At 67.8% G+C, this 23,930-nt stretch carries 21 protein-coding genes; 12 read left to right on the top strand and 9 right to left on the bottom strand.

Annotated elements, in window-relative coordinates:
- Positions 1-47 precede the first annotated feature (47 nt).
- The 3 genes from ACWD11_RS26275 to ACWD11_RS26265 form a co-directional block, all read right to left on the bottom strand.
- Positions 48-1,469: an FtsK/SpoIIIE domain-containing protein gene (locus ACWD11_RS26275; RefSeq protein ID WP_451285885.1), complete on the bottom strand. Its 1,422-nt coding sequence runs from the start codon at positions 1,467-1,469 to the stop codon at positions 48-50.
- Positions 1,466-1,591 (bottom strand): hypothetical protein, encoded by a 126-nt coding sequence (locus ACWD11_RS26270; protein WP_451285883.1) that lies wholly within the window; start codon positions 1,589-1,591, stop codon positions 1,466-1,468. Before ACWD11_RS26270 ends, ACWD11_RS26275 begins: the two co-directional genes overlap by 4 nt.
- 83 nt (positions 1,592-1,674) lie before the next feature.
- A complete protein-coding gene (locus ACWD11_RS26265; RefSeq protein WP_031104037.1) occupies positions 1,675-2,025 on the bottom strand; it encodes an SCO3933 family regulatory protein in 351 nt (116 codons plus the stop codon).
- Positions 2,026-2,195: 170 nt separating this feature from the next.
- Between ACWD11_RS26265 and ACWD11_RS26260 the strand changes: the two genes are divergently transcribed.
- On the top strand, positions 2,196-2,681 hold the full coding sequence (locus ACWD11_RS26260; protein ID WP_451285881.1) for a GntR family transcriptional regulator: 486 nt from the start codon (positions 2,196-2,198) through the stop codon (positions 2,679-2,681).
- Positions 2,682-3,574: 893 nt separating this feature from the next.
- On the opposite strand, the gene ACWD11_RS26255 is transcribed toward ACWD11_RS26260, so the two are convergent.
- The 3 genes from ACWD11_RS26255 to ACWD11_RS26245 form a co-directional block, all read right to left on the bottom strand.
- Complete coding sequence (locus ACWD11_RS26255; protein WP_451285879.1) at positions 3,575-4,417, bottom strand: protein kinase; 843 nt, start codon at positions 4,415-4,417, stop codon at positions 3,575-3,577.
- Between the two features lie 70 nt (positions 4,418-4,487).
- Positions 4,488-4,931, bottom strand: a complete 444-nt coding sequence (locus ACWD11_RS26250) for a glycine-rich domain-containing protein (protein ID WP_451285877.1) — start codon at positions 4,929-4,931, stop codon at positions 4,488-4,490.
- 206 nt (positions 4,932-5,137) lie between these two features.
- Positions 5,138-5,380 carry a hypothetical protein gene (locus ACWD11_RS26245; protein ID WP_451285875.1) on the bottom strand — a complete coding sequence of 81 codons (243 nt, stop codon included), beginning with the start codon at positions 5,378-5,380 and terminating at the stop codon, positions 5,138-5,140.
- Positions 5,381-5,493: 113 nt separating this feature from the next.
- On the opposite strand from ACWD11_RS26245, the gene ACWD11_RS26240 reads away from it, so the two are divergent.
- Complete coding sequence (locus tag ACWD11_RS26240) at positions 5,494-6,834, top strand: hypothetical protein (protein WP_451285873.1); 1,341 nt, start codon at positions 5,494-5,496, stop codon at positions 6,832-6,834.
- On the opposite strand, the gene ACWD11_RS26235 is transcribed toward ACWD11_RS26240, so the two are convergent.
- Positions 6,812-7,345, bottom strand: a complete 534-nt coding sequence (locus ACWD11_RS26235; RefSeq protein WP_451122757.1) for an NUDIX hydrolase — start codon at positions 7,343-7,345, stop codon at positions 6,812-6,814. The genes ACWD11_RS26240 and ACWD11_RS26235 overlap by 23 nt on opposite strands.
- 278 nt (positions 7,346-7,623) lie before the next feature.
- Between ACWD11_RS26235 and ACWD11_RS26230 the strand changes: the two genes are divergently transcribed.
- The 4 genes from ACWD11_RS26230 to ACWD11_RS26215 all read left to right on the top strand — a co-directional run bounded on the left by ACWD11_RS26230 (position 7,624) and on the right by ACWD11_RS26215 (position 15,008).
- Positions 7,624-11,187 carry a type I restriction endonuclease subunit R gene (locus ACWD11_RS26230; RefSeq protein ID WP_451285871.1) on the top strand — a complete coding sequence of 1,188 codons (3,564 nt, stop codon included), beginning with the start codon at positions 7,624-7,626 and terminating at the stop codon, positions 11,185-11,187.
- 14 nt (positions 11,188-11,201) lie between these two features.
- On the top strand, positions 11,202-12,728 hold the full coding sequence (locus ACWD11_RS26225) for a restriction endonuclease subunit S (RefSeq protein WP_451285869.1): 1,527 nt from the start codon (positions 11,202-11,204) through the stop codon (positions 12,726-12,728).
- Complete coding sequence (locus ACWD11_RS26220; RefSeq protein ID WP_451285867.1) at positions 12,725-14,284, top strand: type I restriction-modification system subunit M; 1,560 nt, start codon at positions 12,725-12,727, stop codon at positions 14,282-14,284. The genes ACWD11_RS26225 and ACWD11_RS26220 overlap by 4 nt, the downstream gene beginning before the upstream one ends.
- Before the next feature lie 73 nt (positions 14,285-14,357).
- Positions 14,358-15,008 carry a hypothetical protein gene (locus tag ACWD11_RS26215; protein ID WP_451285865.1) on the top strand — a complete coding sequence of 217 codons (651 nt, stop codon included), beginning with the start codon at positions 14,358-14,360 and terminating at the stop codon, positions 15,006-15,008.
- 239 nt (positions 15,009-15,247) lie between these two features.
- On the opposite strand, the gene ACWD11_RS26210 is transcribed toward ACWD11_RS26215, so the two are convergent.
- Both ACWD11_RS26210 and ACWD11_RS26205 read right to left on the bottom strand, forming a co-directional pair.
- Complete coding sequence (locus ACWD11_RS26210) at positions 15,248-15,751, bottom strand: GtrA domain-containing protein (RefSeq protein ID WP_389416527.1); 504 nt, start codon at positions 15,749-15,751, stop codon at positions 15,248-15,250.
- A 184-nt stretch (positions 15,752-15,935) separates the two neighbouring features.
- Complete coding sequence (locus ACWD11_RS26205; protein ID WP_389416526.1) at positions 15,936-16,415, bottom strand: MarR family winged helix-turn-helix transcriptional regulator; 480 nt, start codon at positions 16,413-16,415, stop codon at positions 15,936-15,938.
- A gap of 91 nt (positions 16,416-16,506) precedes the next feature.
- Between ACWD11_RS26205 and ACWD11_RS26200 the strand changes: the two genes are divergently transcribed.
- From ACWD11_RS26200 to ACWD11_RS26175, 6 genes are all read left to right on the top strand, one after another.
- A complete protein-coding gene (locus tag ACWD11_RS26200) occupies positions 16,507-16,875 on the top strand; it encodes an HGxxPAAW family protein (protein ID WP_451285863.1) in 369 nt (122 codons plus the stop codon).
- Between the two features lie 64 nt (positions 16,876-16,939).
- Entirely contained in the window at positions 16,940-17,827 is an 888-nt protein-coding gene (locus ACWD11_RS26195) for a DUF2797 domain-containing protein (protein WP_451285861.1), read from the top strand.
- 185 nt (positions 17,828-18,012) lie between these two features.
- Positions 18,013-18,753, top strand: coding sequence for a response regulator transcription factor (locus ACWD11_RS26190; protein ID WP_389416523.1), 741 nt, complete (start codon positions 18,013-18,015; stop codon positions 18,751-18,753).
- The gene (locus tag ACWD11_RS26185; protein WP_451285858.1) at positions 18,750-20,372 is read left to right on the top strand and encodes a sensor histidine kinase; all 1,623 of its coding nucleotides are present in this window, start codon (positions 18,750-18,752) and stop codon (positions 20,370-20,372) included. The genes ACWD11_RS26190 and ACWD11_RS26185 overlap by 4 nt, the downstream gene beginning before the upstream one ends.
- A 14-nt stretch (positions 20,373-20,386) precedes the next feature.
- Positions 20,387-21,835, top strand: coding sequence for a glycosyltransferase (locus ACWD11_RS26180; RefSeq protein ID WP_389416521.1), 1,449 nt, complete (start codon positions 20,387-20,389; stop codon positions 21,833-21,835).
- The gene (locus ACWD11_RS26175) at positions 21,832-23,904 is read left to right on the top strand and encodes an ArnT family glycosyltransferase (RefSeq protein ID WP_451285856.1); all 2,073 of its coding nucleotides are present in this window, start codon (positions 21,832-21,834) and stop codon (positions 23,902-23,904) included. The genes ACWD11_RS26180 and ACWD11_RS26175 overlap by 4 nt, the downstream gene beginning before the upstream one ends.
- Positions 23,905-23,930: the final 26 nt, after the last annotated feature.

Here is a 23,930-nt window from a genome sequence, read left to right as displayed (position 1 = left end):
GAATTCACCTCCCTTCGGTGCTGTGTGACGGGTGCGTGGGTCGAGGCTCAGGCGGCGTCGGCGTCGGGCTTCTCCAGGTCGACTTCCGTGTCCCAGATGCGCGGGCCCAGGATGGCTTCCAGGAGCACGGAGGGGTCGGCGGTCAGGTGGGCGGTGCTGTCGGCGATGCGGGCTGCGTCGGCGTCGGAGACGTACGGGGTGCGGATGCGGGTGAAGCCGGGCTGCGACTGGTGGTTCATCGAGGCGACGCCGACATAGGTCGGGTCCTGGAGGTTGATCGGGTTGGCGTCGGGCCACTCCCGGATCTCCTCCCCCAGAGCGGCGACAGCGGCCTCAGCGGTCTTCTGCGCGAAGCTCAAGCCCACGGGGCATACGTCACGGATGAAGGTCGGGATCGCATCGCCGGTGGACTTCTGGGTGGCGAGGATGACGAGCATCCCCACCGAGCGGCCCTTCTTGACCAGGTCCTCGACGAGTCGGGCGTTCTCGGCAGCGAGAGCGGCGAGCTTCTTGGTCTTCGGGTCGCTGCCCTTGTGGTCGCGGAAGTACGTGTGTGCTTCGTCGATGACCAGCACGACCAGCGGCCAGTTCTCCGACGGACCCACATCCCACATGGACTTCACGCCGAGCGCCTTGCGTACCCAGGCCGACCGGAGGCGCCGCAGTTCCACCAGGCCCCTGAAGAGCTTGTTTGCCTCTTCCAAGTCATCCCCGACGAAGGCGAACATGCGCTGTACCCAATCGGCATAGTCACCTTCGTGTGCGGCGGACACCTTGCCGTCCGCACAGGCGAACTGCACGCGGGGAGAAGGCGCCCAGTCTGAGAGAAGCCGGTTGATCAGGCTCGTCTTGCCGAAGCCGGGAAGGCCGGCCACGGTCACTCCGGGCACCTGCGTGAGGTCTACCGAGACCGGCTGTGCGTACTCGTCCAAGCCCAAGTCCCACCGGGCCGTTTCGTCCGGCACGTCCCCCGTGGGTCGGTGCTCAGTGGCGAGCTTGAGCGGATCGAGCCGCACGCCCCGAATGACGACCTGTCCGGGCTTGTCCTGCGTGATCGCGACGCGCGTGCACTTCCAGGCGTCGGCCAGATGCGGGGCCGCCTTCTGGAACTGCTGCAGGCCCACGCCGGGCAGGCAACTCGCCCGCGCGATCACGCCGTATGGGTCATGCGTGACCTTGAGGGCCGGGATGAGGACGCGAGGCTTGACCGGCTTGCCGTCGGTGTTCGCCAGCGATGCGAGCGCAGTCGGAGTCTTGTCCGTGGCCGCCAGCTTGAGCATCGGCGCGAGCCGCTTCCAGCCCCACCGCACGCGGACGGCTTGCCGGATGGACTGGCGGGTCATGGCGTCGGCGCGCAGGTAGCGGATTACCCACCACACCGCCCACCCGACGAGCACCACCAGCGCCAGGTCGACCACCAGGGAGCCGGTGAGGAAGGCCCCTTCTGCCGGGTCGTTCGGACCGTTCATATGTCCCGCTCCAGAGGGTTGTAGAGGAAGGCCGCTAGGGCCGATTCGAGGGCCGTCCGGTCGGCCGAGGCGTCGAGACGGGGATAGCCGTAGCCGACGAGCACGCCCGCTACCGAGGCCACGAGGGATTCGGTGAACCGGGCATCCGGCCCGGCGTGAGGCAACGGGTAGTTGCGCTCAGCGCCGGACCGGGGAGCCGCGCCGCTCACGCCGCTTCAGCAGCCGGGGCCATCAGGTCCAGCCGGTCCGCGCGGTAGGCGATGCCATCCGAGAGCGAGCCGTTGAAGATTCGCGCCCACGGGGTGGCGAACAACTCCACCGGCATGACCGGGACACCGGGCTTGAGGCCGTCAGGGAGACCGGTCTCCGGGACGGTGATCTTCAGAGCCTCGGCGCGGCCCTCCTCCATGAAGAAGAGGGTGATCGTGTAGAGCTTCGCGCCGGTCTCACGATCGGTGGCGAACTGTGTCTTCTCCTGGTCCGCGTACTTCGGCACCGGCAGGGTTCCGACCATGAACGACGAGGTGGGGAGCAGGCCAACACGGATGCGTGCCATGGGAGTTGCTTCCTTTCGGTTGCGCTCCGCCAGACGGCGGGGTCTGATCACCATTGAACATAGCTGACCTAGCACTGTCAAGTGTGTGTGGTCAGCTAGGTGTCAGCTGACGTAGGCCACCTATGTCAGTGGGGTGTGCTAGGGGTGCTAAGGGTCGCTACTCTTGGGCCATGAGCCCCGCGCCAGAGAGCAAGCAGGACCGTCGGCCGCCGTATCAGCACGCTGCCGACGAGCTCCGGCGCGACATCTTGCAGGGCCGGATCAAGCCGGGCGAGCAGATGCCGTCCATTCGCGAACTACAGGAACGCTTCGGCGTGGCCAACATGACCGCGAGGGGCGCACTCAACGTGCTGCGCGACGAAGGCTTGATCTACACGATCCACGGGCGAGGCAGCTTCGTAGCCGACCATGACGCCGCCGGCGAGTTCTCCGTGGGCTACACCCCGCCAGCCTGGTACCTCGGCAACAGGGACAAGACGTCCCCTCAGGCAGAGCAAACGGAGGGAAGCCCCGACGGCTCCGAAGCCACCGGGGACACCCTCACTGAGATGCTCACTGCTCTACGTGACGAGCTTCGTGCCCTCAGCGCTGAGCATCAGGAACTGCGGCGTGAGGTCGAGGAGCTGAAGTCTCAGCAATCGAAGTCGCAGTCTTGAGCTGAGCCACTTCCTCACGCAGTGCTCTGGTCTCCTTGCTGAGGCGACCGACCATTGACCGCATCTCCTGGATCAGCGCTGCCACTTGATTCGCGTCTTCGACGTGAATGCTGGTCGACCCCATCTCGTCGTCCGTTATGTGCTCGGCCATGTCTCCCGCTTGCCACCCGTGCCGTCGATGCGTTCCGCGCTTCCGCGCTTCCTCCCAGCCGCTGAGCGTCCCCGCGGCGTTGAGCGGCTGTTTCGCTGACCTACCATCGCCCTGCCCTGCTGAGCTGTTCAGAGTTTCTTTACTGGATCAAGGCGGCCCGCCTACGGCGGGCCGCGCGCGCTGGCGGCCCGTGGCCGCCGCCGCTCCTTGTCTCCGCCACCGCTCCGGCGGCCCCCGGCCGCTCAGCGCGCACAACCGCCAGGGCGGACAACCAGACCAGGAAGCAACCCCGCCCACTCCGAGCACCAGGACCAGGCCGTGACGCGTCAAGCTCGACCGCGCCACCAGACCGCCCCCAGCTCACATCCGCGCGGCCGGTGGAGTCGCAGGGCATGTCGGCAACGCTCATGCAAGATCGAGGGCCAAGCCGTGACGTTTGGAAGAAGCGTGGTTGAGGCCGGCGAGTGGTTGCTGGAAACACACGTGGCGGGTGCTCGTTCGGCTCGCCCGCCGTCATGGCTGACTTTCGGTGGCTCAGGTCAAGGCCCTTCCTCGTTGGACAACATGAAGCCGAGGGCCCGCACCCGCATCCGAGCACGCCAACTGCCCCGGCTACCATCGGCACCGGGGTCCTGATCAGGGATTCCGTGACCGGACCACCCGGAATGCTGTCCAGGCTGAGGGGTGGTCCGGTCTCTTGTTGTTTGTCTGGCTATGCGAGCGCCGCCCGGCGAACCAAGCTCTAGAGGCAGCTCAGGGCCTTACCCACCTCGTAGATGGTCGGCCGGTCTTCGGGAGCATGGCTGAGCATGGCCTCGATCAACTCGCCCAGCTCACCGGGCGCCTTAACGGGGCGGCGTCTGCCGTTGGCCACGGCCTCTCTCTGGACGGGACGCGGAGCGTCGTCCGGGTACTCGACGGCACGCCAACCGGTGGCCGAGATGAGCAGGGAGGCGCCGAGGGCGTAGATGTCGGCTTCCGGCGTGGGCTCGGCTTCACCCGTGGCGAGCACGCTGCGCGCGATCTCTGGTGCTTCGTAGTGGACGAGGCAGCCGCGGAAAGGGAAGTCGTACCTCTCGGGGACGTGTCCGCCCCGGGCTAGTGCCAGGTCGATCAGATGCGTTCGCTCCGGCCCGATGATGAAGTGGGCGGGCTGTACGTCGCCGTGGGACCAGCCCTTGGCGTGCACTTCGGCCAGGGCCTCGACACAACCCAGCGCCACGCTGGTGTGCGGTGCGACGAACGAGCCTTTGCTACGGCAGGGCTCCCACACTCGGTACAAGTCCGGCCCTTCATGCCACGGCTGGAAGTTCCACGTTCCGCCCTCCCACTCTCCGTACGCGAAGTCGTCGAAGCCGAGGCGATGCAGTACGGCACCCTCGCGTGCGGGCGCGAGGGCGGTCCAGGGCTGGGCGGGCCAGTCGGCCGTAGCCTCGATCGGATAGCCCACTTTGACGGCGTAGTGACCTCGATGGCTCTGCACCTCCCAGACCATGGAGCCCCGGCGGTTCAGGACCAGGCGCTGAGACGTGGGCATGAGGGCGTCGAGCACCACGATCGGCAGTTCAGAGGGTGAGCCGGACAACGTCTGTTCTCCTTCCGGGCGAATGCGGCCGACCGCGAGTCGAGGCCGGCCGCGCCGCTGCTGTCTTGTGCTACGCCTGGCCGTACGGGCGGCCGCAGTCGGAGTCGCACTGGGCCAGGTTCGTGCCGTCCACGGTCCACAGGTCGTCGAAGACCATGAACCCGGCAGTCTTCATGGCGCGTGCCGAAGCGGCGACCTGCTTTGGGTCACGGGCACCACCACCGGGCTTCGGGTTGTGGTGCAGGAAGCGGCCCGCGTACCGCTCGCACAACTCGGCGTACTCCTTCGTGTGCAGGATGAGCGCGTGAAGGCCCAGGTCCACGTCGTCCGACGGGACCATGGGGACGATCGCGGTGGCGGCGGTGACCATGAAGGCGACCGCCTGGTCCGCGATCCGCTCGGCACGCTCGGGTGATTGCCCGTTGTTGACGACCACGAAGTGGGCGAGGCTCTGGAACAGTTCCTCGCCCGCCACCGCGCGGCCGGTCCTCTGGTCGTTCGCCGTTGCCGTCATGCGAGTACTCCCTTTTGGGTAGTGGAGCGTGGCACTTGCAGGGTTGGGGGGCCGCCCCGAACGGGCGTGGGGGAACCGGGGAATGAACACCCGCCCGGGGCGGCCGGTCTACTGGCCGACAGCGAGAGCCATGCCGATCGCCAGGCCGCATGACCCGCTGATCATGATGATGAAGAGGACTCCCGCGTATCGGCCGATGACGCGCATCACAGGCCGTCCTTGCTGTTGCCGTTCATGATGGCCAGGCGGGCGCTCAATTCCTCCCGAGCACCCGGCTGCACCACCTTGTCGGGCATGGCATCCCACTCCCGGCCGCCGCCGATGGGCCGTATCTGCACTCGGCCGCCGAGTTCACCCATGACGATGCCGATACGTCCCTTGGCGGTGTCCTTCGCCAGTTCACCGATGCCTGGTCTGGTCTGCTGGTTGCTCGCCATGCAAGAGAGCATCGCGATTAGAGGGCCACCGCTAAAAGGTCAGGCTGAATACCCAACTTGGGTAATATCGCGGGAAGTAGAGAACCAGCGACGTTGCGTAGCCCTCGCAGTGTGGGAGCTTGCCGATGCCCGACCCGGACCGGCCGCAGGAACTGCCGGCCAGGCTGCTCACCGATCCCGAGATGATCGATGCGTGTCGGGTCCGGGACTTCGCCAGAGTCTTCCGGCTGGTGAAGGTCAGGGCGGGGATCTACCCGTCGATGATCGCCCGGCGTTGTGACCTGACGCCCAGCCGGGTGGGCGAAGTCATCGCAGGCCGCAGGCACTTGCTACACATGGATGTCATCGAGCGAATCTCAGATGGTTTGCGCATCCCAGGGGACATGCTCGGGTTGGCCCGCCGAGCATGGGAGACGCCCCAGGCCCTGGTGGTTGATGAGCGTGAGGCGCCCCAAATACCGGAAGCCGAGCAGCGTGCCCCCGCGTCCCTGCCAGGTCCCGATGTGGACAGCATCTTGGCACTGGCCACTCGAACGAGCCTGAACGCGGCGACGCTTGAAGCCTTCCGCTCCTCCATCGAGGACTACTGGCGACGAGACGACCAGCACGGTGGCGAAGCACTGCGGCCCGCCATCGTCGGCCAGCTCCGCTATGTCGTCGGACTCTTGAAGGAGAGCCGACCGCCGTCGATTCAAAACGGCCTGTACGGCATCGCGGCCGAGCTGGCACGCCTGACAGGTTGGACCTACTTCGACGCCCGCCAGTACAACCAGGCCCGCGCGTACTTCACCGAGGCCCTGCAACTGGCGAAGGAGATCGACGACCGGCAGTTCATGGCCAACGTCCTCGCCTGTATGAGCTTGCAGGCGACCTACCAGGACAAGCCCGCGGACTCATTGGCACTCGTGACCGCCGCCCAGGACCAGGCTCGGTCAGCACTCGGCAGCACGCCGCGCGTTATGTCGATGCTGGCCATGCGGGAAGCATTCGCCCATGCCACCCTCGGCAACCGTGATGACACGCACCGGGCGATCGGAGAAGCACACAGCCAATTCGAGCAGATCGGGGCGAGCGATCCGGACCCCTCGTGGGTGACCTACTTCGATGAGCCGAAGCTCATTGTGGACACGGGTATCGCCCATGGCCGACTGGGCGAAGCGGCGACTGCCGAACCCTTGATCGCCGATGCCCTGCGGCGTGAGCACCACACGAACCAGCGAGGCCGCGCGTTTCACTCGTTCTGGCTGGCTCGTACGCAGCTTGACCAGGGCAAGCTTGACCAGGCGTGCCACACTGCCACGCAAGCCCTTGAGCCAGCGTCGGCGGTGGCCTCGGAGCGCGTGTCAGGGCATCTCAGGGAGTTCTACGACCAGTTGGCCCCACACAGGCAGGAGCCCGTAGCCCTTGCCTTCGAGGCACGGCTACGGGAACTCCTCCCACCGGTCAGCGGATCGCTTCATCCATGAGCAGGTAGAGCAGGCCGACGAGAGATCCACTACTCACGACCTCGCGGCGGTCTATCATCCCGCGCACCTCTGATAGAGGGATCCACTCGATGCGGTCGGACTCGTTCTTCTCCGTGGGCGGACCGGCGTACGTGGCGCCGTCGATGCGGAAGACGTGGTGCTGCGAGTCGGTGATCCCGTTGGCCGGCTCGGCGTAGATCAGGGGTTTGATGGGGCCAGGGCTCCAGCCGGTCTCTTCCAGGACTTCGCGGGCCGCCGCCTCTTCCGGGGTCTCGCCGTCCTCAACCAGGCCCATCGGCAGTTCCCAGGCCCATGAGTCCGTGATGAAGCGGTGCCGCCACATCATCAGAACCTCCTGGCGGTCATTGACTACGGCGGCAACGGCCAAGTGCCGAAGGCGGACGACGTGGTACTCCCACCGACGTCCGTCAGGCTGTTGGACGTCGACCAGACACAGATTCACCCAAGGGTTGGTGTAGACCTGACGCTCACCGTGGGTCTTCCACTCCATACCTGCGGCCCCTCTCGATCGGTCTCCAGGATCTCAGACCAACCCGGCCTGTTGCGCAGGATCGGCAACATTTGCGTCAGAGTGACGAAATGGGTGACCGATCGGTATGGTCGGTTCACTTGTCGGAGGCTACGGCTGTTTTGGCCCGCTCCGACTGAACGCTCCCCGTCTCCGCACGAGGGAGCGGCTGAATAGGCAGTATCCCCACCCCCACACGCGTCACTGCATAAGCTGGGATCCACTAATTAGTAGGGCGCGATGGCGGGGGATTGGGCAGCATGGACGACCGGCTTCGCGACTTTGCGAAGGGCTCACCCAACTTCGGGATGTTGTATCAGCACCAGCCGCTGCTCTCCCTGTACGGGGCTTCCGCCGAAGCGACCGTGTTCACGAACCCCAATTCCTCCCTGGTCCAGGCGGGCCAGTTCGGCGAGGTCCTCGCCGAGGAACTGGTCGCCCGTATCGGGATGCGGATCGAGGGCGACCGGCAAATCGACCGGCTGACCGCTCTGACCAGGGCCGGAGTCCTCGTTCCGGAGATCCGTGACGACTTCGACCGGCTGCGCCGCGACCGGAACAAGGCTGCTCACAGTCACCTCTTCGACACGGCGCGGGCCCTGGCCGCCGTACGGATCTGCTACCGGCTCGGCCTCTGGTTCCACGATGCCATCGACGGTCGGCGGACCGTCGCTGAGTTCGTGCCGCCCACGGATCCTGGTGACAGTGCTCAAATCACGGACCCGGCCGAGCTGGCCGAGCTGCGCGAGGCCCTTGACGGCCATCGACAGGCGCTCACGCAGGCCCGCATGCGGCTCGCCGAAGCCGGCGACGCGCTGGAAGCCGAGCGCAGGGCGCGGGCCGAGGCCGAGAACCTGATCTCCAGCGCCGACGCCAATAAGGTTGAACTGCTCGCCCGCGTGGAGCAGTTGGGCGCCCAAATCGAAGAGCTGCGCGCCGCCCAGCAGGTGAAGTACGAGGCCGCTCGTAGGCAGCCGCGCACGGTCGACGCCAAGCGACGCGAAGCGATCATCCACCGTGCCCAGCGGCCCGCCGCACTCAACGAGGTGCAGGCCCGCGAGGCCATCGACCAGATGCTGCACGCGGCGGGATGGGTCGTCCAGGACCGCGACCAGGTCAACCCGGGAGAGAACCAGGGCGTGGCTGTACGTGAGTTCACGCTGGCCACCGGCCGCGCGGACTACGTCCTATATGTCGACGGCAGGATCGTCGGCGTGATCGAGGCCAAGCGGGAGGGCGACCACCTCTCCAGCGCCGTGGAGCAGAACGACCGGTACGCGGCCGGTGTTCTCAAGGAGCACCGGCTCGCCGTCTGGCGGGAGACGGAGCCGTTCGGGTTCCGCTATGCCACGACCGGCACCGAGACCTATTTCATCAACCGCCTCGACCCCGACGCCCGCTCCCGCGAGGTGTTCTCCTTCCATCGCCCCGAGACGGTGGCCGCCTGGATGCGTCGCGCCGACGAGACGCCGGCCGCCCCGACGTTTCGGGCTGCTCTGCGCCGACTGCCCGTGCTGGAGCCGAACGGGCTTCGTCTCGCCCAGATCGACGCCATCAGCGGCCTGGAAAAGTCCCTGGGCGAGGACCGGTCGCGGGCACTGATCCAGATGGCGACGGGCGCGGGCAAGACCTTCACCGCCGTTGCGCAGACCTACCGGCTGCTCAAGCACGCCAAGGCACGCCGGGTCCTGTTCCTAGTTGACCGCAACAACCTGGGCAGGCAGGCGTACGACGAGTTCCGCAAGTTCACGACGCCGGACGACGGCCGCAAGTTGTCTGACATCTACAACGTCGACAGGCTCGGGGCGGCAGGTCTCCAAGACGCCTCGTCGGTGGTTATCTGCACGATCCAGAAGATGTACTCGCTGCTGCGCGGGGAGACCCTCGTCGAAGACGAGCAGGCGGACGAGGCATCGGACAGCACGGCGTACGAGGACACGTACGCGACGGACCTGCCTATCGAGGTCTCCTACAACCCGAAGGTACCGATCGAGTCCTTCGATCTGATCATCGTGGACGAGTGTCACCGCTCGATCTACGGCCTGTGGCGGGGCGTGCTGGAGTACTTCGACGCGCACCTGGTCGGTCTGACCGCCACCCCCACACTCCAGACCCTCGGCTTTTTCGGCCGCAACCTGGTCTCTGAGTACACCTATCCGCAGGCCGTCGCGGACGGCGTGAATGTCGACTTCGACGTCGTACGGATGCGGACCGACCTGCGCGAGAAGGGCGCCGCGACCATCGAGTCGGGCACGACGGTGCGGGTCAAGGACCGCAAGACGCGACGACAGCGCTACCAGGAGCTGGACGACGACTTCACCTACACGACCGGGCAGATCGGCCGCTCGGTGGTCACGGTGGACGAGATCCGGGCGGTGCTTACCGCGTACCGGGACAACTGGCGGCGCTGGTTCCCCGGCCGGACCGAGCTTCCGAAGACCCTGATCTTCGCGGTCGGCGAGGACCATGCGGAAGATGTCCTCGCCCAGGTCAAGGAGGTCTTTGGGCGCGGCGACGACTTCGCGAAGAAGATTACCTACAAGAGCCGCCAGGCGGGCGAGGACCCGGATGAGCTGATTCGCGCGCTGCGGACCTCGCCCAGGATGCGGGTCGCCGTCACCGTCGACATGATCGCGACCGGTACGGACGTGAAGGCTCTTGAATGTGTGATCTTCCTGCGCGAGGTGCGCAGCGCCGTCCTCTTCGAGCAGATGAAGGGCCGCGGCGCCCGCACCATCGACGCGACCGAGCTCCAGGAAGTCACTCCGGACGCGGACACCTCGGTCCGCAAGGACCGGTTCGTACTCGTTGATGCGGTCGGCGTAACGGACTCCCCACTGGTCGACGCCAAGCCGCTGGTACCCGCGGGCGAGCGGCAGGTCTCGCTGGCGAAGCTGCTGGACAAGGCCGGTACGAAGTCGATCAGCGTGAGTGAGGCCGAGATCCTGGCGGGGCGGCTGGCGCGGCTCAACCAGCAGTTGACGGAGGAAGAGCGCGACCAGCTGACGCGTGCCTCGGGCGGCCGCACCTTGTCGGAGATCGCGGGCGCCATCGTGAAGGCGGTTGACCCGGACCGGCAAGAGCGGGCGCTGGAGCAGGGCGGCCAGACGGAGGCTAGGCGGCTAGTGGAGGACGCGATCGCTCCGTTGACGGAGTATCCCGATCTTCGGCGGCACATCATCGAGATCCGGCGGGACAAGGACTACCTCTTCGACGAGTTCACGGCCGTCGAGGTGACGGACCTCGACGAGATCCCGCGCGAGGAGCGGGCCCGGGAGCAGGTCGGCCGCTGGAGCCAGCTACTGAAGGACGAGCGCGACCGCATCGCGGCGGTCAGCATCGCCTTGACAAGCCCCCGGTCCGTTTCCCCTGCGGATGCGTACGCCGCGCTGAAGGAACTGGCACTGGAGATCCGCCGCCCGCAATATGCGTGGACGCCGCAGGCCCTGTGGACTTACTACGAGGACCTGGGCGCGGCGGTCCACTCCGACGGCAGCCGGGAGGCGGGCGTCCCTGATCTGATCTCGCTCATACGGTACGAGCTTGGGGTGGACGAGGAACTGCGGCCTTACCGTGAGACGGTGGAGGAGCGCTTCGAGGGGTGGCTGCTCAAGCAACGGCAGGCGGGGGCGGAGTTCTCGGAGGAGCAGCTGTGGTGGCTGCGGTCCGTAAGGGACGTGGTGGCGAGCGACGTCGGGATCAGCCCGGCGGAGTTCAATGCCGAGCCTTTTAAGGGGAAAGGCGGAGGGCGGGGGTTTGCGCACGCGTTTCCGGGGCGGGATGTTCGGTCGTTGTTGAGTGAGCTGAATCGAGAGTTGGCTTGAGCGGGTTGAGTGACGTGGAGCTTCCGGCGGGGTGGGCCATTGCTCTGCTGGGAGAATTGGCTGATACGACCCTGGGGAAGATGCTCGACAAGGCGAAATCGACCGGGCAACACCTGGTTCCATACCTGCGGAACATCAATGTTCAGTGGGGTCGAATCGAGATCGATGACGTGCTTACAATGGAAATCCCGCCACAGGAACAGGATTTCTTCGCCCTCCAGCCCGACGACTTGCTTGTCTGCGAAGGAGGGGAGATCGGTCGTTGCGCCATCTGGCATGGCGGCTCGGGATACATGGCCTTCCAGAAGGCCCTTCATCGCATTCGCCCCAGTGCCGCCCTAACAGTCCGATACCTGCGACACTATTTGGAGTACCTGGCTAGGACTGGGGGACTCGCCGAGCTCGCGACAGGCAGCACCATCAAACACCTGCCGCAGCAGCGTCTTCGCGAAGTGCCCGTCCTACTGCCGCCGCTGGCGGAGCAGCACCGCATCGTCGAAGCGCTCGAAGCCCACCTCTCCCACCTCGACGCAGGCGTCGCCAGCATGACCTTGGCCCAAGCGAAGGCTCAGCGCTTTATTTCAGGCCTGTATGGCCGTGCAGTGTCTGGCGGCTTTAGTCGCCCCGTGCACCCTGATGAAGTTATAGACGAGGCTTTCATTCAAGAAGCCAGCAGCTCGCTGGCCACTCGACGCTGGAAACCTGTACGCTGCGTCAACATGCCCGGATATATCCTTCCGGATAATTGGACGACCGTCAGCTTGGGAACATTGTCCCACGCATCCGGGTACGGCACGTCCACGAAGTGTGACTACCACGCTACAGGCTACCCAGTTCTGCGCATTCCGAATGTGCAGGGCGGATCGATTGATCTGTCCGACATTAAGAACGCAGTTGATCCCAATCTCGACCTGACTAGGTTCTCCCTTGATCCTGGAGATCTTTTGTTCGTGCGCACCAATGGGAGTCCGAGCCTAATTGGCAGAGTGGGAGTTGTAGAGAAATCGTTGCCCTACGCTTTTGCGTCATACCTAATCAGATTCCGACTCACGCCAGGTGTTGTAGAACCGCGCTGGGTTCAGTTGGTAACGCAAAGCCCGATTTGGCGTCGAGCAATCGAAAAGTATGCGGCCTCGTCAGCCGGCCAGTACAACCTCAGCGCAGAGACCCTCGGCCAGCTTCCTGTGCCGATCCCACCTTTGGATGTACAGCGCGAGACGCTTGAGGCAGTAGATGCCGCCGCGACAGGAGCCATGCGTCTTGCCGCTGCCAGCGACATCACGCTGAGACGATCAGGCCGCCTGCGGAGCGCAGTGTTGCAGCGGGCATTCACGGGCCGCCTCGTCCCCCAGGACCCCGCCGACGAGCCCGCCTCCGTCCTTCTCGACCGCATCCGCGCCGAGCGCGAGGCCCAGGGCGACAAGCCAAAGCGGGCCTTTCGCCGACCCCGCAAGACGGTCACCTCAGACGCACCGCCCCCGCCCCCCGCGTCCACAACGCCCTCCCCCGCCAACGCCGTTCAGCAGGAGCTTCCGCTGTGACCCCCGCACCCCCCGCCCTGGCGCATGCGCAGACCAACAGGCTGGTCGCCAAGCTCTGGAACTACTGCAACGTTCTGCGGGACAACGGCCTGTCGACCATCGAGTACGTTGAGCAGCTCTCGTACCTGCTCTTCCTCAAGATGGCTGACGAGATCGCCTCCGACCCCTTCACGGAGCAGGAGGCCAAGACCGTCGTACCTCCCGCGTACGACTGGCAGTCCCTCGCCCGTCTCAAGGGCATCGATCTTGAAGTCCATTACCGCAAGACCCTCGAAGAGCTCGCCAAGAACCCCGGCACCACCCTCGGCACGATCTTCGCCAAGTCCCAGAACCGCATCACCGAGCCCGCCCTCCTCGAAAAGCTGGTCGTCGACCTGATCGGCAAGGAGGACTGGACGATCCAGGGGACGGACCTAAAGGGCGATGCCTATGAGGGTCTGCTTGCCAAGGGCGCCGAGGACACCAAGACGGGTGCTGGCCAGTACTTCACGCCCCGCGCGCTCATCGACGCCATGGTCGACGTAATGCAGCCGAGGCCCGATGATACGATCACCGATCCTGCCTGTGGTACCGGCGGCTTCCTGATCGCGGCGCACAGCTACATTCGCAGGCACCACATGCAGCACTTGTCACGGGAACAGCGTCTTGAACTCGGGTCTGGCAAGATTTGGGGCAATGAGCTGGTCACCGGCACAGCCCGCCTGGCCGCTATGAACATGCTGTTGCACGGCATCGGTGACGCCGACGGAAAGTCCCTCATCAACGTGGGCGACGCTCTCGCCGACAAGCCAGACCGCCATGCGTCACTCGTACTTGCCAACCCGCCTTTCGGTAAGAAGTCCGCGATCACGATCGTCGGTACGGACGGCAAGGCCGAAAGGGAAGACATCACGTATGAGCGGGACGACTTCCGCGCCACCACGACCAACAAGCAGCTCAACTTCCTCCAGCACATCATGTCGCAACTGGAGATGAACGGTCGTGCGGCTGTCGTCCTGCCGGACAACGTGCTTTTCGAAGGTGGTGCGGGCGAGAAGGTCCGCCGCCGCTTGCTCGACGATTTCGACCTGCACACGATCCTGCGCCTGCCCACGGGCATCTTCTACGCGGGCGGTGTCAAGGCCAATGTTCTGTTCTTCGAGAAGAAGCCGCCCCGCAGTGGGGGTGCCCATAACACCTCGAAGCTCTGGGTCTACGACTTCCGTACTGCCAAACACTTCACGCTGAAGCAGCACCCACTGACTCGTGCGGCCCTGGACGAGTTTGTTGAGGCGTACCTGCCAGGTAGGCCGCGCAGTGAGCGGGTGGAGTCCGAGCGTTTCAAGTCCTTCGACTACGACGAGCTCATCGCCCGGGACAAGGTGAATCTCGACATCACCTGGATGAAGGACCCGGCGCTCGACGACGCCGACAGCCTTCTGCCGCCCGAGGTGATCGCCCAGGAGATCGTCGAGGATTTGCAGGCCGCGCTGAGCGAGTTCGCGGCCATCGCGGAAGCCCTTGGTGGTGAGGTCTCGGCCGACACCGACGTGATTGAGCCAACTGAGAGTGGTTGATCCACAACTGGGTTGCCCATCCCCCGTCCCGCCGGAATCCTGAATTCTCAGACCAGCGAGACGGGGGAGTTCCATGCCGGCCGCACAGCCGCAGACACGCGAGTTCCGGGCGTTCCTGACGAACCTTGAGTACGCCCGGAAGATGATCGTGGCGGGTCAGAGCCTGGCTGCATTCCAGTCCCCTGTCATCGACATTGGCGACTTCTACCGGGCTGCCTGGGTACAGGCCGTCAGCGCCATCGACCACTGGTTCCACGAGGAGCTGTATCGGCGCGTGGCCGAGCTGGCCGCGGAGGACAGCCCTCAAATGCCCTATCAACTGACGAAGTTTGAGCTGCCCCTGGTCAAGGTGGAGGAAGTCCGGCGCGGTACCACCACGCTCGCCGACGCCGTCTCCGAGCATGTCAAGGCGAAGTGGGGCAACGCGGCACTGCAAAACCCTCGCAAGATCAGCGAGGCGCTGAAGCTGGTGACGGAAGAGGACATCTGGGCCAAGGCCGCCGTCCAGCTCAATGAGTGGAACCACGGCCGCACGTCCATGAACGCGCAGACACTGAAGCAGAAGTACAACTCGATCACTGACCGCCGCAACAGGATCGCCCATGACGCGGACCTGCTAGACGGCGACCTCAAGCGTCGCCGCCCCATCTCCGGCGCCGACGTGACCGACGCGATCGACTGGATCGAGCGAATCGCCCTCGCCATCGCCACTGTGCTGGGATGAGTCAGCTACCGTCATTGCGGCGACGCCACCGTTCGGAGTTGACGGCAACTCTGACGGCAACGACGGCGCACAGACGCACATGATCGCTGCCCTCGGCGATCGGATCAGTAGGCCACCGGCACTCCTCATCACCTGCTGCCCGATCCTACGGATCAGAAGGTTGCAGGTTCGAATCCTGCCGAGTGCACACAGACGAGAAGCCCCGGAGAGATCCGGGGCTTCTTGCGTTACGGGTTGCCTTACGGGACGGCTTGGAAGCTGATCGGCGCCGGGCACGGGGCGGTGAGGGCGTCGAGGTGGACTACTCGCTCGCCGGGGCCGCACGGCAGGTCCGGCGGACGGGGCGTGGTGCTCGCGAAGACGAACAGCCGCAGGACCAGGAAGCGGCCGATCCCGGCGAGTGCGGCGGCGGTGAGGTAGACCGTCTGCTCCCACAGCAGCGTGGGAGAGGACTCCACCAGGTGCAGGACCAGGATCGCCGCGGACGTCACCGCGTACGCCACCGCCGCCGACCCCGCCGACTGCACGTGCCGGCGCAGGCCGGGCCGGCTGCCCGTGCCGAAGGTGAACAGGGCGTGCAGCTCGGTGCAGAGCAGCGTGGAGGCCACGGTGATCAGCGCGTTGGCCAGCGCCCAGGGCATCGAGTGCGCCAGCAGCGGCACCGTGGCCCCGGAGACCAGGCCGACGCCGCCCCCGCACACCACGAACCGGGCGAAGGACGCGAGCGGTGACGGCGACGTCATGGAACGTCCTTCCGGGAAAGGGTCGTTGAGCCGGAGCGGCTGTCGTACGGCTGACTTGTTCTGCCGTGTCCAACGATCCCGTGATCCCGGTTCCCGGACGAGGAGGTGAGCTCCCCAGTTGGGGGTGTGGCCAGCCCTACCAAGGCAGTTGGGCCCGCTCCAGGTCCGACGTCCTGCGCGGCTTTCAGCCGTCACCCTGCCGGAGTTCGTCGATGTACTGCTGGGCCAGTCCCGTGGTCCGGGTGAACCAGTCGGTCAGTACGGCGATCTCGTCGGGTGAGTAGTCGGCGAACAGGGCGTTGAGGCGGCCGTAGTAGGGCCCGTACAGCGACTCCACGCGCGTGACGGCGTCCGGTACCGCGGCCACCCGGACCCGGCGCCGGTCGGCCGGGTCGGGGACGCGGGTGATGTAGCCGGCGCGCTCGAGTCGGTTGAGGATGCCGGTCATGGCGCCGGTGGTGACATGGGCGTGCTCGGCGAGGTCGCCCGCGGTGAGCAGGTTCTCGCCCGCCTTCAGGACGCAGCCGAAACAGAGCAGGTCGGTGATGTTCAGGCCCAGCCGCTGGGCCATCTCCTGCTGGCCGAGCAGGTGGGCCGCGATGAGGGAGTCCATCGCCTCCAGCGCCTGGGCGGGGGTGGCGGTGGGGCGCGGCGTGGCGGACATCAGTTCCTGATTACCTTATCTAGTGAGAGGTTTCTGCGCTAAATTGCTTACGAGGTAAGAGGTTCTGCTGGCTCGGTGGGAGGGCGGGTACGTGAGCGCACATCAGTATGACCACGGACATACGGTCGCGGGGTGGACCGGGTTCGGCACAGCCTGCGTCGGAGCGGCGGTACTGGGCGTCGGCGTCTGCACGGTGTCCGGCGCCTGGCTGGCCCTCGGCCTCGGGATCGTGGCCGTGGCCCTGCTGGTCACCTGGGCCCTGCATCTCGCGGGGTGGGGGAAGCCGTCGGGTCGGCGACCGCGGGAGGAGTGGCCGATGCGGGCGCGCGACTCGCAGGCGCGTCAGGGGCATGCCGGGTGCCTGGGGTGCCGACTGGCCGGGCGAGGGCGCCGGGAGGTGGTGCCCGAGGTGGTGACGGTGGCCAGGAGTGAGCCGGCGCTCTTGGCGCCCGCCGAGTGAACCGGCCTGCCCGGTACCGCCCTCCCTGGGTCGTTGTCAGTCCTCCCGCCTAGTCTCGATGGCGATGGAACAGGCGTCGTGGAGGTGCTCGGGGCTGCGTTGGTCGTCCGCGCAGGGGCCCGTGCTGGAGTGGGACGGTGGGCGGCGCAGTGCGCTGGTCCGGGGGAAGCGCGTCGCCTTCGGGGTGGCGGGGGTAGCGGACGGGGGTGTGCGGACGTGTATCGGTGCCAGGGGGCATGCGTGTCCCCTGCGGGCCGCCGTGCCGGGGCGCAGTACCGGCGCGCGGTGCGAGGAGTGTGCCCGGCTGGACCGTGCGCACTCCGTGGCCGCGGACACGCTCGCCGACGATCCGCGGCCGTACCGGGTGTATCTGGCCTGGTTCGGGACCGGCATGGTCAAGGTCGGGATCACCGCCGAAGAGCGGGGCTCCGCGCGCCTTCTTGAGCAGGGTGCCGTCTGTTTCAGCTGGCTCGGCACCGGCCCGCTGATGGCCGCCCGGCGGACCGAGGAACTGCTGCGGGCCGCGCTGGGAGTGCCGGACCGGATTCCCTACGGCGACAAGCGGGCCGTACGCTCCGCCCTCCCCGGCACCGAGGGTGAGCGGGCCGCGGAGCTGGAGCGACTGCATGCGCAGGCCCTCGCCCTCCCCGCCTGGCCAGACTCCCTCATCCCCGCGCCCTGCCACCCCGTCGATCACGTGGACGCATTCGGCCTCACGGGCCTCCCTCCCGCCGTCGGGGAAGTCACCGAACTGGTCGCCGGCGCGGCCCTCCACGGCCGACTCCTCGCCGCGGCGGGCCCCGACCTCCACCTGGACACGCCCGCCGGAGTCGTCGTCCTCGACACCCGCCTGCTCCGAGGCTGGCCCCTGATCCCCGCGACGAACAATGCCCCACCGCTCCCACTCCGAGAAGCAAAGCCCACCAACCCGCCCCAGGAGGGCCTGTTCTGACCCAGCATCGGAAAGGGACCGGTCTCTTCGAACCGGCCACCTCCGAAGGAGGCCTCTCGCCCGAAGGGGGCCTCTCGCCCGAAGGCGGCCTCTCACCCCCTCCCCAAGAACCCCCTGTGCATTTCTCAGGAAAATCACAGGTCGACGAAAGCCCGTTCTCAGAGGGGACCGACAGTGTGGCGAGCATGACCACGACCTCGCCCCAGGGGCGCACCGAACTGCTGAGGCCGGACGGGAGCCCCGTTCGCGTGCTGGTGGTGGACGACGAGTTGTCGATCACCGAGCTGCTGTCCATGGCGCTGCGCTACGAAGGCTGGCAGATCCGCACCGCGGGAGACGGCACCGGTGCCGTCCGGACCGCGCGCGAGTTCCGGCCCGACGCCGTCGTCCTCGACATGATGCTGCCCGACATGGACGGCCTCACGGTCCTGGGGCGCCTGCGGCGCGAGTCGCCCGACGTGCCCGTCCTCTTCCTCACCGCGAAGGATGCCGTGGAGGACCGGATCGCCGGGCTCACCGCCGGCGGCGACGACTACGTCACCAAGCCGTTCAGCCTCGAAGAGGTCGTCGCCCGGCTGCGCGGACTGATCCGCCGCTCCGGCGCCGCCGACCGCCGCTCCGAATCCGTGCTGGTCGTCGGCGACCTCACCCTCGACGAGGACAGCCACGAGGTCAGCCGGGGCGGGGACTCCATCCACCTCACCGCCACCGAGTTCGAACTGCTCCGCTTCCTGATGCGCAACCCCCGGCGCGTGCTCAGCAAGGCGCAGATACTCGACCGGGTCTGGTCCTACGACTTCGGCGGCCAGGCCAACGTCGTCGAGCTCTACATCTCCTACCTGCGACGGAAGATCGACGCGGGCCGCGAGCCGATGATCCACACCCGGCGCGGCGCCGGATACCTGATCAAGCCCGCCGCCTCATGAGCGGGCGACGACGGACGCGTCCGCAGAAGACGCGAGCGGGACAGCCGCGCACCCTGCGGACGCGGCTCGTCGTCGCCTCCGTGGTGCTGATCGCCGTGGTCTGCGCGGTGATCGGCACGGTGACCACGCTGGCGCTGCGCTCCCACCTGTACGACCAGCTCGACGGACGGCTGACCGAGGTCACCGGCCGCGTCGCCGGTTTCGGCGGACCCCACGGCGACGGAAACCCCGAGACCGGCAACGCCGGCGACAACGCGGTCGAGCCCGCACAATCCCTCAGCCTCGACGAGATCGTCACCCACGGCCCCCAGCCCCAGGGCACGGTCGTCGCCGAAGTCACGAACGGCTCCATCACCGCCGCCAAGGTCAGCGTGAAGGACGAGAACAGCACCGACTTCAGCGGGCTGGAGTCCAAGGACCTCACCGAGAGCCAGATCCGGGCGCTCGACTCCGTGCCCCGGGACGGCCGCAAGCACACCGTGGACCTCGGCGACCTCGGTGACTACCGGGTCGAGTACGCGACCGGCGACAACGGCAGCTACTACGTCGCCGTCCCCACCGAGGAAGCCGACAACACCCTCAACACCCTGATCCTCATCGAGATCAGCGTCACCGCCGCGGGCCTGATCGCCGCCTCCCTCGCCGGAACGGTCATCGTCGGCGTCGCCACCCGCCCCCTGCGCAAGGTCGCCGCCACCGCCACCCGCGTCTCCGAACTCCCCCTGCACACCGGCGAGGTGAACCTCGAAGAACGGGTCCCGGAGTCCGAGTGCGACCCGCACACCGAGGTCGGCCGGGTCGGCGCCGCCCTGAACCGCATGCTGGACCACGTCCACGGCGCCCTGCACTCCCGCCAGCAGAGCGAGACCCGGGTACGGCAGTTCGTCGCGGACGCCAGCCATGAGCTCAGAACCCCGCTCGCCTCCATCCGCGGGTACGCCGAGCTGACCCGGCGCGGCAGAGAGGACGTCGGCCCCGACACCCGCCATGCCCTCGGCCGTATCGAGTCCGAGGCGAGCCGGATGACCTTGCTGGTGGAGGATCTGCTGCTGCTGGCCCGGCTGGACGCCGGCCGGCCGCTCCAGTTCGAGCAGACCGACCTCGTCCCCCTCGTCGTCGACACCATCAGCGACGCCCGGGCGGCCGGCCGCGACCACAACTGGCGCCTCGACCTGCCCGATGAACCCGCGCTGATCAGCGCCGACGCGGCCCGGCTGCAACAGGTCCTGGTCAACCTGCTGGCCAACGCCCGCACCCACACCCCACCCGGCACGACGGTCACCGCGCGCGTGCAGCGGCGCGGTCCCTGGATGTGCGTGGACGTCGAGGACGACGGCCAGGGCATCCCGCCCGAGCTGCTGCCGCACGTCTTCGAACGGTTCGCGCGCGGCGACACCTCGCGCTCCCGCGCCTCCGGCTCGACGGGACTCGGCCTGGCCATCGTGCAGGCCGTCGCCACCGCGCACGGCGGTGCCGTCACCGTCGACAGCGTGCCCGGCCGGACCGTCTTCACGGTCCACCTGCCCCCGCTCACCGTGCGGCCGCCGACCCAGACGTGGGGGCAACCGCACTCACAGGCACAGCACAGCGCCACCACACGGGCGCGACAGGGCGGTTGAGAAAAGTCGGTTCCATGCGAACCGACTCTTCTCCCGGCACCCTGCCGGCGCGGGAGCACCTCCCGGCCGGAGACGCCGGTACGCCTGTCCTGGACGTAGTGATCCCCGTCTACAACGAGGAGAAGGACCTCCAGCCGTGTGTGCTGAGACTGCACGAGCACCTGCGGCGCACCTTCCCGTACGCGTTCCGCGTCACGATCGCGGACAACGCGTCGACGGACACCACCGCCCAGGTGTCCCGGCGGCTGGCGGCTCAGATCCCGGAGGTCCGGGCCGTCCGCCTGGAGCAGAAGGGCCGAGGCCGCGCCCTGCGCACCGTGTGGTCCGCCTCGGACGCCCCGGTCCTCGCCTACATGGACGTGGATCTGTCCACCGACCTCAACGCCCTGCTGCCGCTGGTGGCCCCGCTGATCTCGGGCCACTCGGACCTGGCGATCGGCTCCCGGCTGACCCGCTCCTCCCGCGTCGTGCGCGGCCCGAAGCGGGAGTTCATCAGCCGCTCGTACAACCTCATCCTGCGCGGCTCGCTCCAGGCCCGCTTCTCGGACGCGCAGTGCGGGTTCAAGGCGATCCGGCGTGAGGTCGCCCAGGTGCTGCTGCCGCTGGTGGAGGACACCGGCTGGTTCTTCGACACCGAGATGCTGGTGCTCGCCGAGCGCGCGGGCCTGCGTATCCACGAGGTGCCCGTCGACTGGGTCGACGACCCGGACTCGACCGTCCACCTCGTCCGGACGGCCACCGACGACCTGAAGGGCGTGTGGCGGGTCGGTAAGGCCCTGGCCACCGGATCGCTGCCGCTGGACCGCCTCGCCCGTCCCTTCGGCGACGATCCGCGCGACCGGGAGATCCAGGACGTACCGAAGGGGCTGGCCCGCCAGCTCGTCGGATTCTGCGTGGTCGGCGCGCTGTCCACGCTGTTCTATCTGCTGCTCTACAGCGGCTTCCGTCAGTTCACCGGCGCACAGGTGGCCAACGCACTGGCCCTGCTGGTCTCGGCGATCGCCAACACGGCCGCAAACCGGCGCCTCACCTTCGGGGTGCGCGGCCCCGGCGGGGCGGTGCGGCACCAGGCGCAGGGCCTGGTGGTCTTCGTCATCGGCCTCACCCTGACCAGCGGCTCGCTGGCCGCCCTGAACGCGGCGACCGGGGACCCCGCGCACTCCACCGAACTGGCGGTCCTGATCGCCGCCAACCTCGCGGCGACCGTGCTGCGGTTCCTGCTCTTCCGGGTGTGGGTCTTCCCGGACCGCCGCGAGGAGCCGCCGACCGCGCGCGAGGACGCGGAGGGCGGCCTGGTGGCCGCCCAGCACATCCCGACCTATGCCCTGCCGCAGCCGCCGCTCCCGCAGCGCCCGCTGCCTTCCGTCCGCGCCGGTGCCGCCGCGGACCCCAGCTGGAGGGACGCCACCATGCGGCTGCAGCCCGTGCGCCCCTCCGACCACGACCCGGGGGAGCCCCGATGACCAGCACTTACCGTACGGCCGTGCAGGAGGCGCCGGCTCCCGCGGCCCCCGCGCCCGAGCGGCCGTTCCTGCGCGGACTGTGGCGCGGCCGGCCCGAGGATCCGCGCTGGGCGCGCCCGGCCTTCCTCGGCCTGCTGCTCGCCACCGCGGTCCTCCACCTCTGCAACCTCAGCGCCTCCGGCTACGCCAACTCCTTCTACTCCGCGGCCGTCCAGGCCGGCAGCCAGTCCTGGAAGGCGTTCTTCTTCGGCTCGCTGGACGCGGCCAACGCGATCACCGTCGACAAGCCGCCGGCCGCGCTGTGGCCGATGGCCCTGTCGGTACGGATCTTCGGCCTGAGCTCATGGGCGATCCTCGTCCCCGAGGTGCTGATGGGCGTCGGCACGGTCGCCGTGGTGTACGCGGCCGTCCGCCGCCGGTTCCGCCCGGCCGCCGGTCTGATCGCGGGCGCGGTGCTCGCGCTCACCCCGGTCGCGGCGCTGATGTTCCGGTTCAACAACCCGGACGCGATGCTGGCCCTGCTGATGGCGCTGGCCTGCTACTTCGTCGTCCGCGGCCTGGAGGACGGCCGTACGAAGTGGCTGCTGTGGGCCGGGGCCGCGATCGGCTTCGCGTTCCTCGCCAAGACCCTCCAGGCCTTCCTGATCCTGCCCGCACTCGCCCTCGTCCACGGCGTCTGCGCCCCGGTGACGGTGCGGAAGCGGATCGGACAGCTGGCGGCGGGCCTGGCCGCGATCGTCGTCTCGGGCGGCTGGTGGGTGGCGGTCGTCGAGCTGTGGCCGGCGTCCTCCCGCCCCTACATCGGCGGCTCCCAGAACAACTCCTTCCTGGAGCTGACCTTCGGCTACAACGGTCTCGGCCGGCTGAACGGCGAGGAGACCGGCAGCGTCGGCGGCGGTGGCGGCGGGGGCGGCACCGGGCAGTGGGGCGAGACCGGCTGGGACCGGCTGTTCGGCGCCGGTATCGGCGGCCAGATCTCCTGGCTGATCCCGGCCGCGCTGATCCTGCTGATCGCGGGCCTGGTGGCCACGCGCAAGGCCGAGCGCACCTCGGTGACCCGGGGTTCGTTCCTCGTCTGGGGCGGCGCGCTGCTGATCACCATGGTGGTCTTCAGCTATATGCAGGGCATCTTCCACGAGTACTACACGGTGGCGCTCGCGCCCTACCTCGCTCCCCTGGTCGGCATGGGCTCGGCGCTGCTGTGGGAGAAGCGGGACCGGGTGTGGGCGTCGGGGACCCTGGCGGCGGCCATGGCGGCCACCGCGGCCTGGGGGTACGTCCTGCTCAACCGGTCCGCCGACTATCTGCCCTGGCTGAAGTGGCTGGTGCTGGTGGGCGGCCTGGTGGCCGCGCTCGGGCTGATCTTCCTGAGCAGGCTGGGCCGCCGGGCGGCCCTGGCGGTGGCCGGACTCGGGCTGGTGGCGGCGCTGGCCGGGCCCACGGCGTACACCCTCACCACGGTGCGCGAGGGGCACACCGGTTCGATCGTGACCGCGGGTCCGTCGGTGCAGGGAAGCCGGGGCGGCGGCCCTGGCGGCGGGGCCGGTGGCTTCCCGGGCGGCGGGGGCATGCCGGGGCAGCAGAACCAGCAGGGCGGCGGCATGGGCCAACCCCCCACCGGGGGAACCGGCGGCATGCCCGGTCAGCAGAACCAGCAGAATGGCGACGGCGGTATGCCCGGTGGCGGCGGCGTGGGCGGTCTGCTCAACGGCGCCACGGTCGACGACGAGGCCCAGGAACTCCTGACCGAGAACGCCGGGGACTACACCTGGGCCGCCGCGGCCATCGGCGCCCAGAACGCCGCGAGCTACCAGCTCACCACCGGCGAACCCGTGATGGCGATCGGCGGCTTCAACGGCACCGACCCGTCCCCGACACTGGCCCAGTTCAAGGAGTACGTGGCGGACGGCAGGATCCACTACTTCATCTCCAGCGGCTCCGGCGGCGGCATGGGCGGCTCCGACAGCGGTACGTCCGCGCAGATCACGGAGTGGGTGGAAGCCAACTTCAAGCAGATCACGGCCGGTTCGGCCACCTTCTACGACCTGACGCGGAAGGCGAGCGGCTGAGCACCGCGGCAGCCGGAAGAACGTGC

The sequence above is a fragment of the Streptomyces sp. NPDC002776 genome, assembly GCF_053592195.1.
This window is presented reverse-complemented; position numbering and strand designations above follow the sequence as displayed.

Excerpts from the sequence above, each read along its gene's own strand:
- ACWD11_RS26275 (WP_451285885.1), bottom strand. The coding sequence starts at position 1,469 with ATGAACGGTCCGAACGACCCGGCAGAAGGGGCCTTCCTCACCGGCTCC.
- ACWD11_RS26265 (WP_031104037.1), bottom strand. The coding sequence starts at position 2,025 with ATGGCACGCATCCGTGTTGGCCTGCTCCCCACCTCGTCGTTCATGGTC.
- ACWD11_RS26260 (WP_451285881.1), top strand. The coding sequence starts at position 2,196 with ATGAGCCCCGCGCCAGAGAGCAAGCAGGACCGTCGGCCGCCGTATCAG.
- ACWD11_RS26250 (WP_451285877.1), bottom strand. The coding sequence starts at position 4,931 with ATGACGGCAACGGCGAACGACCAGAGGACCGGCCGCGCGGTGGCGGGC.
- ACWD11_RS26245 (WP_451285875.1), bottom strand. The coding sequence starts at position 5,380 with ATGCTCTCTTGCATGGCGAGCAACCAGCAGACCAGACCAGGCATCGGT.
- ACWD11_RS26240 (WP_451285873.1), top strand. The coding sequence starts at position 5,494 with ATGCCCGACCCGGACCGGCCGCAGGAACTGCCGGCCAGGCTGCTCACC.
- ACWD11_RS26235 (WP_451122757.1), bottom strand. The coding sequence starts at position 7,345 with ATGGAGTGGAAGACCCACGGTGAGCGTCAGGTCTACACCAACCCTTGG.
- ACWD11_RS26230 (WP_451285871.1), top strand. The coding sequence starts at position 7,624 with ATGGACGACCGGCTTCGCGACTTTGCGAAGGGCTCACCCAACTTCGGG.
- ACWD11_RS26215 (WP_451285865.1), top strand. The coding sequence starts at position 14,358 with ATGCCGGCCGCACAGCCGCAGACACGCGAGTTCCGGGCGTTCCTGACG.
- ACWD11_RS26210 (WP_389416527.1), bottom strand. The coding sequence starts at position 15,751 with ATGACGTCGCCGTCACCGCTCGCGTCCTTCGCCCGGTTCGTGGTGTGC.
- ACWD11_RS26205 (WP_389416526.1), bottom strand. The coding sequence starts at position 16,415 with ATGTCCGCCACGCCGCGCCCCACCGCCACCCCCGCCCAGGCGCTGGAG.
- ACWD11_RS26195 (WP_451285861.1), top strand. The coding sequence starts at position 16,940 with ATGGAACAGGCGTCGTGGAGGTGCTCGGGGCTGCGTTGGTCGTCCGCG.
- ACWD11_RS26190 (WP_389416523.1), top strand. The coding sequence starts at position 18,013 with ATGACCACGACCTCGCCCCAGGGGCGCACCGAACTGCTGAGGCCGGAC.
- ACWD11_RS26185 (WP_451285858.1), top strand. The coding sequence starts at position 18,750 with ATGAGCGGGCGACGACGGACGCGTCCGCAGAAGACGCGAGCGGGACAG.
- ACWD11_RS26180 (WP_389416521.1), top strand. The coding sequence starts at position 20,387 with ATGCGAACCGACTCTTCTCCCGGCACCCTGCCGGCGCGGGAGCACCTC.
- ACWD11_RS26175 (WP_451285856.1), top strand. The coding sequence starts at position 21,832 with ATGACCAGCACTTACCGTACGGCCGTGCAGGAGGCGCCGGCTCCCGCG.